Here is a 16445-nt window from a genome sequence, read left to right on the forward strand (position 1 = left end):
TGTACCGAGAGTCACATTAATGAGGTGGAGGGATTTCTAAGTGCTACATTGATGTGGCAGATCGTTGTGGCGCATGTAAGTCATCGCCGCACTGGACCCCCGGGAGCGGGCACATGATCACGTACGACCGTCTCTTCGTCGCCGGCCGCTGGACCGAGCCCAGCAGTCCGGAACTCCTCGACATCCGCTCGCCGCACGACCAGGCGGTGATCGGCCGGGCCGCCCAGGCGCTGCCGGCCGACGTCGACCGTGCCGTGGCCGCCGCCAGACTCGCCTTCGACGAAGGTCCCTGGCCGCGCACCGCACCGGCGGAGCGCATTGCCGCCGTACGGCGGTTGAACGCCCTGCGCGAGGCCGAGGCCGACCGGATCGCCGACCTCATCTCCGCCGAGAACGGCTCGGCGAGCTGGTTCACCCGGGCCGGACAGCCGGGACTCACCCGCCAGGCGAACGCCTACCTGGCGGCGGCGGAGCGGTTCGGCTGGGAGGAGACGCTGGAATCCGACACCGCGGTCCGCAGCGTCGTACGACGGGAGCCCGTCGGCGTGGTGGCCGCCGTCATCCCCTGGAACTCCCCGTTCTCCGCGGCCATGGCGAAGATCGTCCCCGCGCTGCTGGCGGGCAACACCGTCGTGCTGAAGGTGTCCCAGGAGAACTCGCTGAGCATGGGACTGCTCGCCGGCCTCCTGGAGAGGACGGGGCTGCCGGAAGGTGTGATCAGCGTGCTCCCCGCCGACCGGGAGACCAGTGAGCACCTCGTGTCGCACCGCGACGTCGACAAGGTCGCCTTCACCGGGTCCACCCGGGCCGGGCGCCGGATCGCCGCCATCGCGGGCGAGCAGCTGAAGCGGGTCAGCCTGGAGCTGGGCGGCAAGTCCGCCGCGCTCCTCCTGCCCGACGCCGATGTCCAGCAGGCCGTGCGGGGGCTGAAGTTCGCCTCCCTGCTCAACAACGGCGAGTCCTGCATCGCCCAGACCCGGATCCTCGCCCCGCGCGCCCGGTACGAGGAGGTCGTCACCGCCCTCAAGGACCTGGTGGAGTCCCTCAAGGTCGGCGACCCGGCCGACCCGGACACCTTCATCGGGCCGATGGTCCGCCCTGACCAGCAGCAGCGCGTGCGCGACTACATCGAGCTCGGCATCATGGAGGGGGCCCGGCTCGTCACCGGCGGCCCCGGGATCCCGCCGGGTCTCGAGAACGGCAACTACGTGACCCCGACCGTGTTCGCCGACGTCGACAACTCCATGCGGATCGCCCAGGAGGAGATCTTCGGGCCGGTGCTCGTGGTCATCGCCTATGACGACGAGGACGACGCCGTGCGGATCGCCAACGACTCCGAGTACGGCCTGTCGGGCGGGGTGTGGTCCGCCGACGCGGCCCACGCCCTCGAGATCGCCCGCCGGCTGCGCACCGGCACGGTCACCGTCAACGGCGCGGCCATCGCCTTCGACGGTCCGTTCGGCGGCCACAAGGCCAGCGGGATCGGACGCGAGTACGGCGCGGTCGGACTCTCCCAGTACATCGAGTACAAGACGGTCACCGTATGAACTCGCGCCATGTCGGCCGAACATGACCGCTGAACCGAGGCGTTGTGACAGGATGCTCATGCGTCACCGGTTCAACCGGTGACACGCCAGGACGGGAACGCAGGATCCGGGAGGGCTTCACGTGATCGACAGGCGCACCTTCGGCGCGGTGGTGGGCACGGGCGCGGCGGCCGTCTCGCTGAGCGGTCCCCCGGGCACGCCGGCCGCCTCCGCCGCGCCCCGCGGTACGGGGTCGCCGACGCCCGACAGCGCCGGTACGTTCCCACGGCTGAAGCGGATCAGGGCCGGACTGCTCGACGTCGGGTACGCGGAAGCGGGCCCCGCGCACGGGCCCGTGGTCATCTGCCTGCACGGCTGGCCGTACGACATCCACAGCTTCGTGGACGTGGCCCCGCTGCTCGCCGCCCGGGGCTACCGCGTGATCGTGCCCTACCTGCGCGGACACGGTACGACCCGGTTCCTCTCGGACCGCACCTTCCGCAACGCCCAGCAGTCCGCCGTCGCGCTGGACATCGTCGCCCTGATGGACGCCCTCAAGATCGAGCGGGCCGTACTGGCCGGCTTCGACTGGGGATCGCGCACGGCCGACATCATCGCCGCGCTGTGGCCCGAGCGGTGCCGGGCGCTGGTGTCGGTGAGCGGATACCTGATCACCGACGTCAAGGCCAACCTCCAGCCGCTGCCCGCGAAGGCCGAGCACACCTGGTGGTACCAGTTCTACTTCGCCACCGAACGCGGCAGGCTGGCCATGGAGGACCGGGACAGGCGGCGCGACCTGACCCGGCTCGTCTGGGAGGAGGTCTCCCCGACCTGGCACTTCGACGACGTCACCTTCGACCGCACCGCGGTGGCCTTCGACAACCCGGACTACGCGGCGATCGTCATCCACAACTACCGCTGGCGGCTCGGTCTCGCCGACGGCGAGCGCCGCTACGACGACCTGGAGAGGAAACTCGCCGCCCGGCCCTTCATCACCGTGCCCACCCTCACCCTCGACGCCGAGCGCGACCCCTTCACGGCCCCCGGCGACGGCAGCGGCTACCGGGACAGGTTCACGGGCGCCTACGAGCACCGCACCCTGGCGGGCATCGGCCACAACGTCCCCCAGGAGGCCCCCGAGGCCTTCGCGCGAGCGGTCGTGGACGCGGACCGTCTGGCAGCGGTGCCGTCACCGTCCTGACGGGTGACACGACCGACGCGGACGAGCCGCAGGCGGGCGGTGACACGCGCGGGGCTCAGCACAGGCGGGCTCAGCACAGACGGGCTCAGTGGGCAGGTGACCTCGGCGTGTCCCGCTGGTGGGCCCTCGCCTGGGCCCGGGCCGCGTCCGCGAGGCCGGGCTGGAGGCGGCGGGCCGCGTCGACGTGGTCGTCGGTCCAGATGATCCGGATCGCCACGGGGGTGGCCCGGCCCTGGCCGTCGCTGAGTTCGGTGCGGACCGAGTCGACGAGCCGGGCGGCGTCCTCGGGCCGGAGCGGGACGACCTCGGGCACGGGCGAGCGGTCGCCGAGACTCGCGGCGAACTGGTGGTACCAGCCGGTGACCAGGGCCGCGGAGCCGAGCACGGCAGCGTGGGCGTCGGCCCGGACGGCCTGGGCCCGCGCGCGGTCCTCGCCCTGCCACAGGGAGACCACGGCGTCGGCGGCCAGCCGCAGCCCCACCACCCCGGTCACCAGCGCGGTCGTGCACGCCAGCGACAGCGGTTTGGACCCGCGTTCGGCCAGATAGCTGCGGAACGCGTCGTCCAGGCGCCGGGCGGAGGCGGCCGCTGTCCGGCTCCGCGGTCCGGGATCGGTGGGCGTGCGGTGGCCGAGCGCGTAGTCGACGGCACCTCCCAGGTAGCGGGCGCTGTCGTCGTACGCCTCGGCGAGCGCCCGGTGGACGGCGGCCCGGGCGCCGCGCGGCCAGAAGAACACCGCGACGACGACGCTGACCGCACAGCCCAGCGCGATGTCCTGGACGCGCAGCAGGGCGACGTGCCAGTTGGGGTCGTGGCCGATGTTGAACAGCACCACGAGCGTCACGGTGAACGCGGCCTGTCCCGCGGCGAAGGAGACGACGGCCGGCGCGATGCCCGCGACCAGGACGGCCACCGGGAGCACGAACCAGAGCGCGGTGCCGTGGTGACCGATCAGCCGCAGCAGCACGGCCCCGATCACCGATCCCACCACCGTGCCGAGGACGGCGCGGACGGCGTTCTGCCCCGTGCTCAGTGCGTTGGAGCGCAGCACGGACAGCGTGCCGAGCAGCACCCAGAACGAGTGCCCGACACCGGTCACCCCGGCCAGGAACACGGCGATGCCGAGACCCACGGCGCCGCGCAGGCTGTTGTGCAGCCACACCGAGTCGCGGGTCAGATGGGCGACGGCCCGCTCGCGCGCGGAGGCCAGCGGCGCGGCCAGCGCGCCCGGCTCACGGCCGAGCAGCCGCTCGGACCAGCCGCGCTGCCAGGCGGAGGCCGCCAGGCCGACGTTGTCGGCGATCTGGAGCACGGCGAAACCCAGTTCCTGGGCCCGGAAGGACACGTCGAGGGTGGCGATGAACCCGTAGACCTCCGCCGTGCTGTTGCCGCCGGGCCGCCCCGCGGGCACCTGGACGACGGAGCTGTGCTCCATCCCGCTCAGGGCCGCCCGCAGCTCCTCGGCACCGGCCCGCAGCCGACCGGTGTCCCCGTTCAGGTCCGTGAGCAGGTCGCAGGCCGCCTCCAGGACGTCGGCGGCGGCCCGGCGCACGGTGTGCGCGGCCGGATCGCAGCCGGGCGGCTCGTCGGTGTAGTCGGACCGGTCGACCAGCACCGCGCACAGCCAGGTCAGCTCGTCGACCAGCCGGACCAGGGCACGGGAGCTCACCGACAGGCCCGTAGGCCGGTACGGGGTGGCGTCGAAGACCGCCCGCAGGTCCGAGCCGGCCCGGGAGGTGTGCTCCGCCGCCGCCCGGCACACGTCGGCGTCGGGCACCGGCACGTCCGGGCCCGGCAGGGAGGCGCGGGTGCGCAGGTACCCGGCGGCGGCACGGCAGACGGCGGACGCCGGGGCGCCGAGCGGATCGGCGACGGGACGCGGCCACAGCAGGGCGACGGCCGGCAGCGCCACCGCCGCCGCGAGCCCTGCCCCGGCCAGCCGGTCGGGCAGCTGGGACAGCGGCACCGGTGCGCTGACCGGCAGCACGAAGGCCAGCAGCAGCGCCGTCGAACTGCCGGCCAGGACCGAACTGACCACGCCCGCGAAGAGGACCAGGAAACCGACCAGGACCGTCGCCACCACGGCGAGCCAGAGCTCCCGCCCCGCCAGCGTCCCGACACAGATCAGCACCAGCCACGCCACCGCGAGGGCCGCCTGTGCCCGCAGCCGCTCCACCATCGGGCCGGAATAGTCGACCAGCAGCAGCATCGAGAAGGACCCGAACGCGGCGAAACTGGCCATCGTCGGGGCGTGCAGCACCTCGGTGCACAGGGCGAACAGGGCGGGCATCACCAGCGCCGTCCGCCCGGCCCGGCGAGTCGCCGCGAGGTCCGGGTCCCTGCCGCGCAGCCACGTCACCCAGCGTGGCGCCCGCCCCGACATGTCCACCTCCCGCTGGGCCCCGCGCGGCCGGCCCCGCCGCCGCGCCGCGCACACCACCCATATGCGGCCACGACCGCGCCGTCCGCAACATATGCCGGTGCGCGGACCGCGCTCAGCGCACCGGGAAGCCGAACGAGTAGCCCTGTTCCCTCAGCCACGGCAGCACCTCGCGCAGGGCGGCCACCGTCTCGGAGCGGTCGCCGCCGGCGTCGTGGAAGAGAATCGTCGGCCCGTTGGGCAGCTCGCTCTTCACGGTGGTCACGATGGCGTTCGTGCCGGGGCGCTCGAAGTCCTTCGAGTCGACGTTCCAGCCCAGCGGGCGCATGCCGTGGGAGGCGGCGACCTTGCGGCTGTACGGGGTGAAGGCGCCGCCCGGGGCGCGGTAGTACAGCGGCCGGACGCCACCGGACGCCTTGGTGATCATGCGCTCGGCGTCGAGGATCTGCTGGGACTGGTAGGCCTCGGACTTCTTGTCCATGGTCACGTCGTGCGACACCGTGTGGTCGCACAGCCGGTGCCCGGCCGCCACGACCTGCCTGACCAGGTCCGGGTGCGCCTGGGCCTGCGGGCCGACCATGCAGAACGTGGCCTTCACGCCGTACTGCTCGAGCACCTCCAGCACCCGGGGGGTCCAGACCGGGTCCGGGCCGTCGTCGATGGTGATGTTCACACCCCGGGCGCCCCGGTCCGAGGCGTGCGCGATCTCGACCGACACCGGCGCCGCCTCGGGAGCCGTACGGTGTGCCGAGGACCCGGCTCCCGCCGACCCCTCGACGGGGCCGGCCTGCGCGCTCCACAGCGAGGCGGCGACGGCGACCGCCGTCACCCCGAGCGCCGCAGCGGCCACCTGGCCGTACCAACCCCGTCCGCCGTGCCGCGCCATGTCCGCCCCTGTTCCCGTGGTTCCGTCGTTCTCGTGCACCCGTCAGGACGGAAGGCGGCGGGCACCGGATCCCTCCGTTACCGATCACGGACAATTCCGCGAGAGTTCTGCGACAGGTTCTCTTCGCGATCTCTAACGCCGGGGCGGAGGATCGGTGTTGGCGGTCTTCGTGAGATCACGGTGTGGATCGGCCGTGACGGGACGGCACGGCGGCCCGGTCCTGACACGCGCGACGGCCGGAAGCCCGTGCGGGGCTTCCGGCCGTCGGCCGTCGGAGGTCAACTCCCGTGCAGGGCCTCCTTGATGGTGCCCACGGCGAGGTGGCGCGCGAGGTTCGTCGCGTAACAGTCGCGGAGGCTGTCGAGCATCATGAAGTCGTGCACCATGCCGAGGACCCGGGTCGCGGTGACCGGGACACCGGCTTCCCGCAGCCGGGCGGCATAGGCCTCGCCCTCGTCACGCAGCACGTCGGCCTCGTCGGTGATCACCACGGCCGGCGGCAGGCCCCTGAGGTCGTCCAGGGAGGCGCGCAGCGGGGCCGCGTAGCGCTCCTTGCGCTGCGCGTCGTCGGTCGTGTACTGGTCCCAGAACCAGAGCATGCCGTCCCTGGTGAGGTAGTAGCCCTCGGAGAACTGCAGATAGGACGGCGTGTCGAAGTTGGCGTCGGTCACCGGGTAGAGCAGGATCTGCGCGGCCAGGGTGACGTCACCGCGATCCTTGGCCATCTGCGCCAGCACCGCCGACATGCAGCCGCCGACGGAGTCGCCGCAGACGACCGTCCGGGACGGGTCGAGTCCCCGTTCCGCGCCCTGGGCCACCACCCAGCGTGCGACGGCGTAGTTCTGCTCGATCTGGGTGGGGTATCGGGCCTCGGGCGCCCGGTCGTAGACCGGGAACACGACCGCCGCCTGCGCACCCACGGCGAGTTCCCGTACCAGGCGGTCATGGGTGCGTTCGTCGCCGAACACCCAGCCGGCGCCGTGGATGTAGAGGATCACCGGCAGGGGCCCCTCGGCGCCCGCGGGTTTGACGATGCGGGTGCGGACGGTGCCCCACTCACCGGCGTCGACGTCGGCCCAGCTCTCGTCGATGGGGAGTTTGGGAACCCCGTCCCCGCTCTGCAGGCCGGCGAGGATGTCACGGCCCTGTTCGGGCGGCACCTCGTAGATCCGGGGATGGGGTGCGGTGGCGTCGCAGAGTTCCTGTGCCGCTTCTTCCAGTCGGGGGGTGGGCGGCGGGGGCAGATCTCTCATCATGAACCTCCAGAACGGGCCGGCACCATGGCGGCACGGCCGTTCGGTCGCTCGCTTCCACAGCTCATCCTGCCCGAGGACCGGCGCGGGGGCGCGTCGGGTGGCCGGGCCGTACGGCCGTCACCGGCGGCGACGGAGCCGCGCGGAGCCGGCCACGAGGGCGCCCGCGGCGCGGGCCGCGGCGGGCTCAGGCGGGCTCAGGCGGGCTCAGACGGGCTCCGGTGGGCTCAGGCGGGCTCGCCCAGCTCGTGCACCAGCTCGATCGCGCGCCCCAGCGTGGTGAGCCGGTCCTCCATGGTCTCCCCGGCGGGGTAGAGGCGCACCGTGTCCACCCCGGCGTCCCGCCAGACCGCCAGCCGCTCGCGGACCATGGCCTCGGTGCCGATCAGTGTCGTACCGAGCACCATCTCGTCGGTCACCAGAGCGGCCGCGCCGTCCCGGTCGCCGCCCTGCCAGCGGTCCCGCACCTCCGCGGCGACCTCGGCCCAGCCCTGGCGGCTGTAGGCGTTGTTGTAGAAGTTGGTGGACGCCGAGCCCATCCCGCCGAGGCTGAAGGCGAGTTCCTTCCGCCGCCCCGCGACCATCGCGCCGAGCGCCTCCTCGTCGGGTGCGAACGCGACCTCGGCGCCCTGGCAGACGTCCAGGTCCGCGCGGGTACGACCGCTGCGGGCCAACCCCTCGTCGAGGTGGGCGAAGTAGGCGTCGCCGGCGCCCTCGGGCACGAAGCTGGTGCCCAGCCAGCCGTCGGCGGCCTCGCCGGTCAGCCGCAGCATGGCGGGGGAGAGGGCGGCCAGGTAGACCGGGATCTCGTGCTCGGCGCGCATGGAGAGCCGCATCGGGACCGCCTCGCCGCCGGGCAGCGGGAGGGTGAACTCCGCGCCGGAATAGGCGATCCGGCCGCCGTCGACGACGCGCCGCACGATCTCGACGGTCTCGCGCATCCGGCGCAGCGGCCGGGCGAAGGGCACGCCGTGCAGCCCCTCGATGACCTGCGGGCCGGAGGCGCCGAGGCCGAGCAGGAAACGTCCGCCGGACAGGTTGGAGAGCGTGACGGCTGTCTGCGCCACGGCCGTCGGGGTCCGGGTGCCCAGCTGCATCACGCCGGAGCCGAGCAGCATCCGGTCGGTGAGCGCCGCGTAGTAGCCGAGCGCGGAGGGCGCGTCGGAGCCCCAGGCCTCGGCGACCCAGCAGACGTCCAGGCCCAGTTTCTCCGCCTCGACGACGAAGTCGGCCTGCCGGGACCAGTGTTCGCCGCCCGAGGCCTCGATCGTGGTGGCCGTGCGCATCACGCCTCCGCCCGCTTCTTGATCTCGGCGAGGGTGGCGGTGATGCTCCGCTCGAACTCCCGCAGCCGTACGAACACGATCTTCTGTTCCTTCTCCGGCATCCGGTCGATCGCCTCGGACAGCCCGGAACGCCCCGGCCCCAGCTGCATCCACTGCGACAGCCCGGTGCCGCCGTCCTCGGCGCGCAGCCGGAACCGCCAGACCGCGGACGGGTCGGCCGGATCCTGCACCGCCCAGGCGAGGACCGACTCCGGTTCGTACTCGGTCACCTGGGAGGTCGTCTCCCACCTGCCGAACGCCTCGTGCTCGCTGCGGCCGACGAACCTGGCCCCCAGCGCCGGGCCGGTGGCACCGTCGAGCCAGGCGACGGACCGGAGTTCCCCGCTCAGCTCCGGCATCAGCTCGATGTCACTGACCAGTGCCCACACCGTGGCCGGTGGGGCGTCGATCCAGGTTCGCACCTCGACCGTGGGTCTGTCCGCGTAGCGTGCGCCCGTCCACTCCAAGACCGTCGGCCTCCTCGCCATCAAAGGGTCTGACATCAGAGTTGCGATATGAGACTCTGCTTGTCAAGGAGGTGGGAGGTTATCGGTCGGTGCCGAACCGGCGGCGCACGTCCGGCCGCTGCGCGAGCCGCTCGGGATAACCGGGCCCCATCCGCATCGAGGTCTCCCCGGCCCGCAACGGCGTGTGGCACTGGGCGCACACCACCTCAGCGGCGGTGTCGTGGCCGCACGCCTCGTGGTGGAAGACCACGGGCACGCCCCGCTCCCCGGCCAGCCAGCGGTCGCCCCACGCGGACATCGCGGCGAGCACCGCGAACAGGTCGCGTCCCTTCTCCGTGAGCACGTAGTCGTAGCGGGGCGGTTCGGCCTCGTACTGCCGCTTCTCCAGGATCCCCTCGTCGACCAGCCGGTGCAGCCGGTCGGTCAACGTGTTGCGGGCGATGCCCAGTTCCTGCTGGAACTCGTCGAACCGGCGGATGCCGTAGAAGGCCTCCCGCACCACCAGGGGCGTCCAGTGGTCACCCAGCAGATCGACGGTCCGCGCGATCGAGCACGGCCACTTGGCGAACGACGTCCGTTTCATGTCCTCACGATAGCCACCCGGAGCGAGTCTCAGGAAGAAACTCTGCTGACCAGGTCGGAGCCGCGTGGACAGCGGCGCTCGGCGCCCTTTCACTGGTCATGACGGGTTCGGCCGCGAGGGGCGGGAGACCGCCGTCCGCCCGCGAACCGTGAAACGAGGTGGTCCGACCATGAAGATCGAGGGATCGGTCGCGGTGGTGACCGGGGCGAACCGGGGGATCGGGCTGGCGTTCGCGCAGGCCCTGCTGGCCAGGGGAGCGGCCAAGGTGTACGCGGGCGTACGGCGCCCCGAGGACTTCACCGAGCCGGGGCTGGAGCCGCTGCGCCTCGACGTCACCGACCACGACCAGGTGGCGGCCGCCGCGCGGGCGGTGCCCGACGCGACGATCGTGGTGAACAACGCGGGCATCCAGGCGGGGCCGGCCCTGCTGGAGGGCCCGCTGGACGGCGCCCGGCGGGAGCTGGAGGTGAACTATCTCGGCACCTGGGCGGTCTCCCGGGCCTTCGCGCCGGTGCTGGCCGCGGGCGGCGGCGGAGCCCTGGTGAACATGCTCTCCGTGGCGTCCTGGCGCTCGACCGAGCGGTTCCCCAGCTACGCCGCGTCGAAGGCGGCGCAGTGGTCGCTGACCAACGCGCTGCGGGTCGCCCTGCGGGACCAGGGCACCCTGGTGGTCGGCGTGCACGTCGGCTGGGTGGACACCGACGCCACCGTCCGGGTCGACGAGCCGAAGACGGAACCGGCCGAGGTGGCCGCGCAGACCATGGACGCGATCGCCCGCGACGAGTCCGAGGTACTGGTCGACGACACCGCCCGCCGGGTCCGCGCGGCCCTGTCCGGTCCGCTCGACCTCCTCTACCCGGCCCTTTGACCGGGTGCGGCTGCCCGGCCCCTTGAAGGGGTGCGGCTGCCCGGCCCCTTGACCGGTGCGGCTGCCCGGCCTTCTGACCCCGTACGACTGTCCGGCCATTTGTCCGTGTGGGACTGCCCGACCCTTCGACCGTGCGACGGTGGGGTCGGCGGACCGACTCGGCACATCGGCACAACGGTGAGGTGGAGACATGCAGACCGACTTCGACGTCGTCGTCCTGGGAGCCGGACCGGGCGGCTACGTGGCCGCGATCCGCGCCGCGCAACTCGGCCTGCGCACCGCCATCGTGGAGGGGCGTTTCTGGGGCGGCGTCTGCCTGAACATCGGCTGCATCCCGGCGAAGGCGCTGCTGCGCAACGCGGAGGTCGCCCAGCTGATCCAGCACGACGCGGAGAAGTTCGGGGTGAAGATCAGCGGGGAGGTGGCCCTCGACTACCGCGCCGCGTACGAGCGCAGCCGGGTGGTGGCCGACGGGCGCGTCAAGGGTGTCGGCTACCTGATGCGCAAGAACGGGATCGACCAGTTCGAGGGGCAGGGCACCTTCCTGGACCCGCACACGCTCCAGGTGCGGATGCGGGACGGCGAGACCACGCTGTCGTTCCGCTCCTGCGTCATCGCGACCGGCTCCACCGTGAAACTGCTGCCGGGCACGGCGCTCGGCCGGCGCGTCGTCACCTACGAGGAGCAGATCCTCTCCGACAGCCTCCCGGCCAGCCTGATCATCGCGGGCGCCGGGGCCATCGGCGTCGAGTTCGCCTATCTGCTGCGATCCTACGGCGTCGACGTCACGCTGGTGGAGTACCTCGACCGGATCGCGCCGCTGGAGGACGAGGAGGTCTCGGCCGAACTCACCCGCCGCTTCAAACGGCAGGGCATCCGCATCCTGACCGCCACCGCCGTGCAGTCCGTCGAGGAGACCGCCGACAACGTCCGGGTGACGGTACGGCAGGGCGACACCGAGCAGGTCCTGGAGGCGGAGAAGGTACTGCAGGCCACCGGTTTCCAGCCGCGCACGGCCGGCTACGGGCTCGCCGCCACCGGGGTGCGGCTCACCGAGCGCGGCGCCATCGACATCGACGGACACTGCCGCACCAGTCAGCCGCACATCTACGCCATCGGTGACGTCACGGCGAAGCTGATGCTGGCGCACACCGCGGAGGCGATGGGCGTGGTGGCCGCCGAGAGCATCGCCGGTGCGGAGACCATGGAGCTGGACTACCGGATGATCCCGCGCGCCACGTTCTGCCAGCCCCAGATCGCCAGCTTCGGCTGGACCGAGGCCCAGGCCCGCGCCGAGGGCTTCGACGTGCGTGTGGCGAAGTTCCCCTTCACGGCCAACGCGAAGGCGCACGGCCTGGGCGACACGGTGGGGTTCGTGAAGCTGGTGAGCGACGCCCGGTACGGCGAACTGCTCGGCGGGCACCTGATCGGACCGGACGTGACCGAACTCCTGCCCGAGCTGACCCTCGCCCAGAAATGGGACCTCACCGTGCACGAACTGGCCCGGAACGTGCACGCCCACCCGACGCTGAGCGAGGCGGTCCAGGACGCCCTGCACGGCCTCGCCGGACACATGATCAACCTCTGACGGCCCCAAGGCGCCCCACCACGTCCTCTACCACCTGGGGGTGCATGCCGTGCCGCTTCGGGTCGACCGCGGTTTCGATGACGGTCGTACGATTGCCTGACCGCCCGAATCGGCCTCGTACCCGCCCCGAATCGGCCCCGAATCCGACCCGAGGAGTCACCGTGGCCCGCCCCCGTACCGCCGCCCGCACCGTGGAGCACCCCGACCTGTCGGAGGTCTCGCTCCAGCAGGCGCTGGAGGCGCTGGTGGACCCGGTACGGCGGCTGGTGGTGTCGCAACTGGCCCGCGCGGGCGAGGATCTGAGCTGCGGGACGTTCGTCGCGCCGGTGTCCCTCTCGACGCTCACGCACCACTTCAACGTGTTGCGCGAGGCCGGAGTGATCCGGCAGTACTACGTCGGCACGGCGAAGATGAACACGCTGCGCGCCGAGGAGATGGAGCAGCGGTTCCCCGGCCTGCTCACCGCCGTGCTGGCCGCGGCGGCCGCGGAGGACCGGGCGGGGGCGGTCTGACACCCCGGTACGTTATTTCGATGGGAGTCAAAATTTGACGGCCATCGAACCCTGGGGCAGGGTGGACGGAGGCGCCGGCTGGTCCCGGCGCGCCCCCTGCCCCTTCTCTGCCCCCAGGACGGATGCACCATGGCGAAACTCGTTCAGTTCGACCGGATCGGCGGCCCCGAGGTCCTGACCCTCCGTGACGTCGAGGTCGGCGCGCCCGGCGCGGGGGAGGTGCGGATCCGGGTCGACGCGATCGGCCTGAACCGCGCCGAGATCATGTTCCGCGAGGGCGCCTACTTCTACGAGCCGCGCTTCCCCTCCCTGCTCGGCTACGAGGCCGCCGGTGTCGTCGAGGCGGTCGGCGAGGGCGTGACCGGCCTCTCCGAGGGCGATCCGGTGGCGGTCGTACCGCAGTTCCTCCAGACCGACTACGGCACGTACGGCGACCATGTCATCGTCCCCGCCTCGGCGGTCGTACCCCGTCCCGCCGAGGTCGACCCGGTCCGGGCGGCGGCCGTGTGGATGGCCTACGTCACCGCCTACGGGCCGCTCGCCGAGAGCGGCCGGGTGCGGCCCGGTGACCATGTCCTCATCACGGCGGCCTCCAGCAGCGTCGGACTGGCCGCCATCCAGATCGGCCGCCACATCGGCGCGATCCCGATCGCGACCACCCGCGGCCCCGGTAAGAGGCAGCGCCTCCTGGAGGCGGGTGCCGCCCATGTGATCGTCACCGACGAGGAGGACCTGCCCGCCCGCGTCAAGGAGATCACCGGCGGCGAGGGCGTCCGTCTCGCCTTCGACCCGGTCGCCGGGCCCGGCGTCGAGACCCTGGCCCAGGGCATCGCGCCCGGCGGCTTCCTGGTGGTCTACGGCGCCCTCGACCCGCGCCCGACCCCGCTGCCCAACGCCCAGTCCTTCCCCGCGCTGACCAGCAGCACGTACACCCTCTTCGAGATCACCACGGATCCCGAGCGGCTGCGCCGCGCGGTGGCGTTCGTCAACGCGGGGCTGAGCTCCGGCTCCTTCGACCCCGTCGTCGACCGGACCTTCGACCTCACGGACATCGTCGAGGCCCATCGCTACATGGCGGCCAACGAGCAGGTCGGCAAGATCGTCGTGACCGTCACCCACGAGGACGCGACGGCATAGCCTCGGCGCGGCGTCGACGGCATGGCGTCGGGCGGGGCGGGGGTGGGCGGCGCGGAGCCGGCGGTCAGGTCCCGGACGCGCGTGCGGGGTCTGGCCGTGGCCGCCGTCAGCGTCCCGTGCGGGCGGCGAGACGGTCGGCCGCGGCGTACAGGAACCGGGCGTGCAGTTCGAACAGGGCCACCAGGTCCACGGAGTCCCCGTTGACCTCTCGGTGCACGAACAGCCCGTCGGCGCCCGCGACGGCGTAGGTGGTGAGGGTCCGCACGTCGTCCTCGGGCAGGGCCGGGAAGAGGGTGGCGATCAGCTCGGCGATCCGCCGGTGGGAGATCTCGCGGACCTGGAGGAAGACGGTCCGGCCGCGCGGTTCGGTGGGGCGGCGCTCCAGTGCCAGCATGAGGCCGAGGCGCAGGAAGTCGGGTGCGGCGACCAGGGACCTGGCCACGTTCGCGGCCATCTGTACGACCCGTTCCAACGGGGTGCCGGCCTCCTCGCCGGGGAGTTCGACCGCCGCGAGCCAGGTCTCGAAGCTGCGCTCGATGACGGCGGCGATCAGGTCGTCCTTGTCCTTGAAGTGCCAGTAGATGGAGCTGGCGGGCAGCCCGCACTTGGCGCTGACGGCCGCGATGGAGGTGCCGTCGTAGCCCCGCTCGCCGGCGATCTCCACGGTGGCGTCGAGGATGCGCTGGCGCGACTCCACCCCGTTCGCGCGCTTCCTGCGTGGCGTCTGCGGCCCGGTCATCTCTGCGCCTCTCGGAGAAGTCGGCGGCGTTCGCGGTGCGGCCGCCTGGGAGCCCCACTCTAATTGGAGCATCCCCTACAGAAACAGCGGGTCAGGCCTGGCCCGCACGGCTCTCCATGACGTCCACCAGCCGTTGCAGCGCCTCGGTCACCCGCGCCCGGTCCTCGCCCAGGCCCGCCAGCAGACCGACCTCGACGGCGAGCTGCCGTGGGAAGAGGTCGTCGACCGCCCTGGCGCCGGCCTCGGTGATGGTGACCAGCGCGGCCCTGCGGTCGGCCGGGTTGGGGGCACGGGTGATGAAGCCGCGTTTCTCGAGCTTCCCGAGGGTCTTGCTGACGCCGGCCCGGGACAGGCCCAGCCGCTCGGCGAGGCTCCTGGCGATGAACGGGTCCGTCGCGTGGCGCAGCGGGATCAGCATGTCGACCTCGGGCGCGGTGAGGACGGCGCCCGCGTAAAGCGGCTCCACGGCGCGGCTGAGCAGCCCCGTCGCATGTTTGAGCAGGCCGACCAGGGCCATCGGTGAGGTGTCCAGGCCGGGGTTGTGGGCGGCCCACTGGGCGCCGACGTCGAAGGCGGACGGCGTGGCGGTGGCAGCGGGCGGGGTGGAGGTGGAGGGCATGCGGCTCGTCTTCTCGGTCGGTAATTTGTTAGCTGGTGAACTATCGGTTACCTTTATTGTCATGGTAGCTCCGTCATCCTCGCGCAGCCGTGCCGCCGCCGTCCCCGACACCCCCGCACCCGCGCCTTCCGGTCGCCCGGCCGCCGCTCTGATCGCCGTGCTCGGCGCGCTCACCGCCGTCGCCCCGCTCGCGACGGACATGTACGTGCCCGGCTTCCCGGCGCTGGGGAGGGCGCTCGGGGCGAGCAGCTCGGCGGTGCAGCTGACGATGACCGCGTTCCTGGCCGGACTCGTCGTCGGCCAGCTGGTGATCGGCCCGCTCAGCGACGCGCTCGGCCGCCGCCGGCTGCTGACGGCGGGCGCGGCCGGGTTCGTCCTGTTCTCCCTCGCCTGTGCCGCCGCCCCGAACGTCGCGGCCCTGACCGGCGCCCGCTTCCTTCAGGGCGTCGCCGGTGCCGCGGGCATGGTGCTGGCCAGGGCCGTGCTCACGGACCGCTTCCACGGGCCCGAACTGCCCCGCTACTTCGCGGTGTTGTCCCAGGTGATCGGTGTGGCGCCGGTCGCCGCGCCGGTACTGGGCGGTGCCGTGCTCGCCGTGTCCACCTGGCGTGCCGTCTTCGTGGTGCTGTCCGTGTTCGGCGCGCTGCTGCTGCTCGCCGTGGTGCGGGCGGTGCCGGAGTCGCTGCCGCCGGAACGCCGCCACGGCGGCGGGCTCGCCGGGACCTTCCGGGCCATGGGCGCCCTGCTCGCCGGCCGCACGTTCATGGGGTACGTCCTGGTCGTCGCCCTCGTCTCGGCTGCCCTGTTCGCCTACATCAGCGGTTCCAGTTTCGTCTTCGAGAACCTGCACGGGGTCTCCCCGACCATGTACTCGCTGATCTTCGCCACCAACGCCGTCGCCATGCTGGCGGGCGGGGCCTGCTTCGCCCGCCTGACCGGCCGGGGCACCCGTCTGAACACGCTGCTGACGGCCGGCGTCGGCATCGCCCTGCTGGGCGCGCTGGCGCAGGTCGTGCTCGTGCTGACCGCCGGTGAGACCCTCGCGGGCACCTGGCTCACCCTGTTCGTGACGGTCGGCGGGATCGGCCTGGTCTTCCCGAGCGCCATGAGCATCGGCCAGGGGGTGGGCCGTACGGCACCGGGTGCGGCGTCCGCGCTCCTGGGCGGCCTCCAGTTCCTCTTCGGGGCCCTCGCGGCGCCGCTGGTAGGGATGTTCGGGGAGGACAGCTCCCGGCCGATGGCGCTCATCATGCTGGTCGCGGTGGCCGCGGCCGCGCTGGCACTCGTCGGACTGGCCCGGCCCTGGGAGGGACACGGGGAGCCGGAGCGGAGCAGGCACTGACGGCTGCCGCGCCCGTGCG

The 16445-nt window shown here is 72.5% G+C and carries 15 protein-coding genes; 7 read left to right on the top strand and 8 right to left on the bottom strand.

What is annotated here, in order from left to right; all coding sequences use genetic code 11:
- Positions 1-113: 113 nt before the first annotated feature.
- Both MB828_RS05350 and MB828_RS05355 read left to right on the top strand, forming a co-directional pair.
- Complete coding sequence (locus MB828_RS05350) at positions 114-1547, top strand: aldehyde dehydrogenase (RefSeq protein WP_301647140.1); 1434 nt, start codon at positions 114-116, stop codon at positions 1545-1547.
- A 121-nt stretch (positions 1548-1668) separates the two neighbouring features.
- The gene (locus tag MB828_RS05355; protein WP_301647141.1) at positions 1669-2727 is read left to right on the top strand and encodes an alpha/beta fold hydrolase; all 1059 of its coding nucleotides are present in this window, start codon (positions 1669-1671) and stop codon (positions 2725-2727) included.
- A gap of 85 nt (positions 2728-2812) precedes the next feature.
- Here the strand turns inward: MB828_RS05355 and MB828_RS05360 are convergent, their stop codons facing one another.
- The 6 genes from MB828_RS05360 to MB828_RS05385 all read right to left on the bottom strand — a co-directional run bounded on the left by MB828_RS05360 (position 2813) and on the right by MB828_RS05385 (position 9621).
- Positions 2813-5110, bottom strand: coding sequence for an FUSC family protein (locus tag MB828_RS05360; RefSeq protein ID WP_301647142.1), 2298 nt, complete (start codon positions 5108-5110; stop codon positions 2813-2815).
- A 112-nt stretch (positions 5111-5222) separates the two neighbouring features.
- Positions 5223-5993, bottom strand: coding sequence for a polysaccharide deacetylase family protein (locus MB828_RS05365; protein WP_301647143.1), 771 nt, complete (start codon positions 5991-5993; stop codon positions 5223-5225).
- Between the two features lie 278 nt (positions 5994-6271).
- Positions 6272-7246 carry an alpha/beta hydrolase gene (locus tag MB828_RS05370; protein ID WP_301647144.1) on the bottom strand — a complete coding sequence of 325 codons (975 nt, stop codon included), beginning with the start codon at positions 7244-7246 and terminating at the stop codon, positions 6272-6274.
- Between the two features lie 227 nt (positions 7247-7473).
- Positions 7474-8532: an LLM class flavin-dependent oxidoreductase gene (locus MB828_RS05375; RefSeq protein WP_301647145.1), complete on the bottom strand. Its 1059-nt coding sequence runs from the start codon at positions 8530-8532 to the stop codon at positions 7474-7476.
- Positions 8532-9038 carry an SRPBCC family protein gene (locus MB828_RS05380; protein WP_301647146.1) on the bottom strand — a complete coding sequence of 169 codons (507 nt, stop codon included), beginning with the start codon at positions 9036-9038 and terminating at the stop codon, positions 8532-8534. Before MB828_RS05380 ends, MB828_RS05375 begins: the two co-directional genes overlap by 1 nt.
- 79 nt (positions 9039-9117) lie before the next feature.
- The gene (locus MB828_RS05385; RefSeq protein WP_301647147.1) at positions 9118-9621 is read right to left on the bottom strand and encodes a winged helix-turn-helix transcriptional regulator; all 504 of its coding nucleotides are present in this window, start codon (positions 9619-9621) and stop codon (positions 9118-9120) included.
- Positions 9622-9790: 169 nt separating this feature from the next.
- Here MB828_RS05385 and MB828_RS05390 point away from each other — a divergent pair, with 169 nt between their 5' ends.
- The 4 genes from MB828_RS05390 to MB828_RS05405 all read left to right on the top strand — a co-directional run bounded on the left by MB828_RS05390 (position 9791) and on the right by MB828_RS05405 (position 13726).
- On the top strand, positions 9791-10489 hold the full coding sequence (locus MB828_RS05390) for an SDR family oxidoreductase (protein ID WP_301647148.1): 699 nt from the start codon (positions 9791-9793) through the stop codon (positions 10487-10489).
- A gap of 190 nt (positions 10490-10679) precedes the next feature.
- Positions 10680-12077 carry a dihydrolipoyl dehydrogenase gene (gene lpdA / locus MB828_RS05395; RefSeq protein ID WP_301647149.1) on the top strand — a complete coding sequence of 466 codons (1398 nt, stop codon included), beginning with the start codon at positions 10680-10682 and terminating at the stop codon, positions 12075-12077.
- A 161-nt stretch (positions 12078-12238) separates the two neighbouring features.
- The gene (locus tag MB828_RS05400) at positions 12239-12589 is read left to right on the top strand and encodes an ArsR/SmtB family transcription factor (protein WP_301647150.1); all 351 of its coding nucleotides are present in this window, start codon (positions 12239-12241) and stop codon (positions 12587-12589) included.
- 129 nt (positions 12590-12718) lie between these two features.
- Complete coding sequence (locus MB828_RS05405; protein ID WP_301647151.1) at positions 12719-13726, top strand: zinc-dependent alcohol dehydrogenase family protein; 1008 nt, start codon at positions 12719-12721, stop codon at positions 13724-13726.
- A gap of 106 nt (positions 13727-13832) precedes the next feature.
- Here MB828_RS05405 and MB828_RS05410 read toward each other — a convergent pair whose 3' ends face one another.
- Positions 13833-14465, bottom strand: a complete 633-nt coding sequence (locus MB828_RS05410; protein ID WP_301647152.1) for a TetR/AcrR family transcriptional regulator — start codon at positions 14463-14465, stop codon at positions 13833-13835.
- 91 nt (positions 14466-14556) lie between these two features.
- Positions 14557-15084, bottom strand: a complete 528-nt coding sequence (locus MB828_RS05415; RefSeq protein WP_301647153.1) for a MarR family winged helix-turn-helix transcriptional regulator — start codon at positions 15082-15084, stop codon at positions 14557-14559.
- 61 nt (positions 15085-15145) lie between these two features.
- Here MB828_RS05415 and MB828_RS05420 point away from each other — a divergent pair, with 61 nt between their 5' ends.
- Positions 15146-16426 carry a multidrug effflux MFS transporter gene (locus MB828_RS05420; RefSeq protein WP_301647154.1) on the top strand — a complete coding sequence of 427 codons (1281 nt, stop codon included), beginning with the start codon at positions 15146-15148 and terminating at the stop codon, positions 16424-16426.
- The last annotated feature ends 19 nt before the right edge of the window (positions 16427-16445 follow it).

It is taken from the genome of Streptomyces arenae (assembly GCF_022343545.1).
In the GTDB taxonomy this organism is placed as follows: domain Bacteria; phylum Actinomycetota; class Actinomycetes; order Streptomycetales; family Streptomycetaceae; genus Streptomyces; species Streptomyces humi.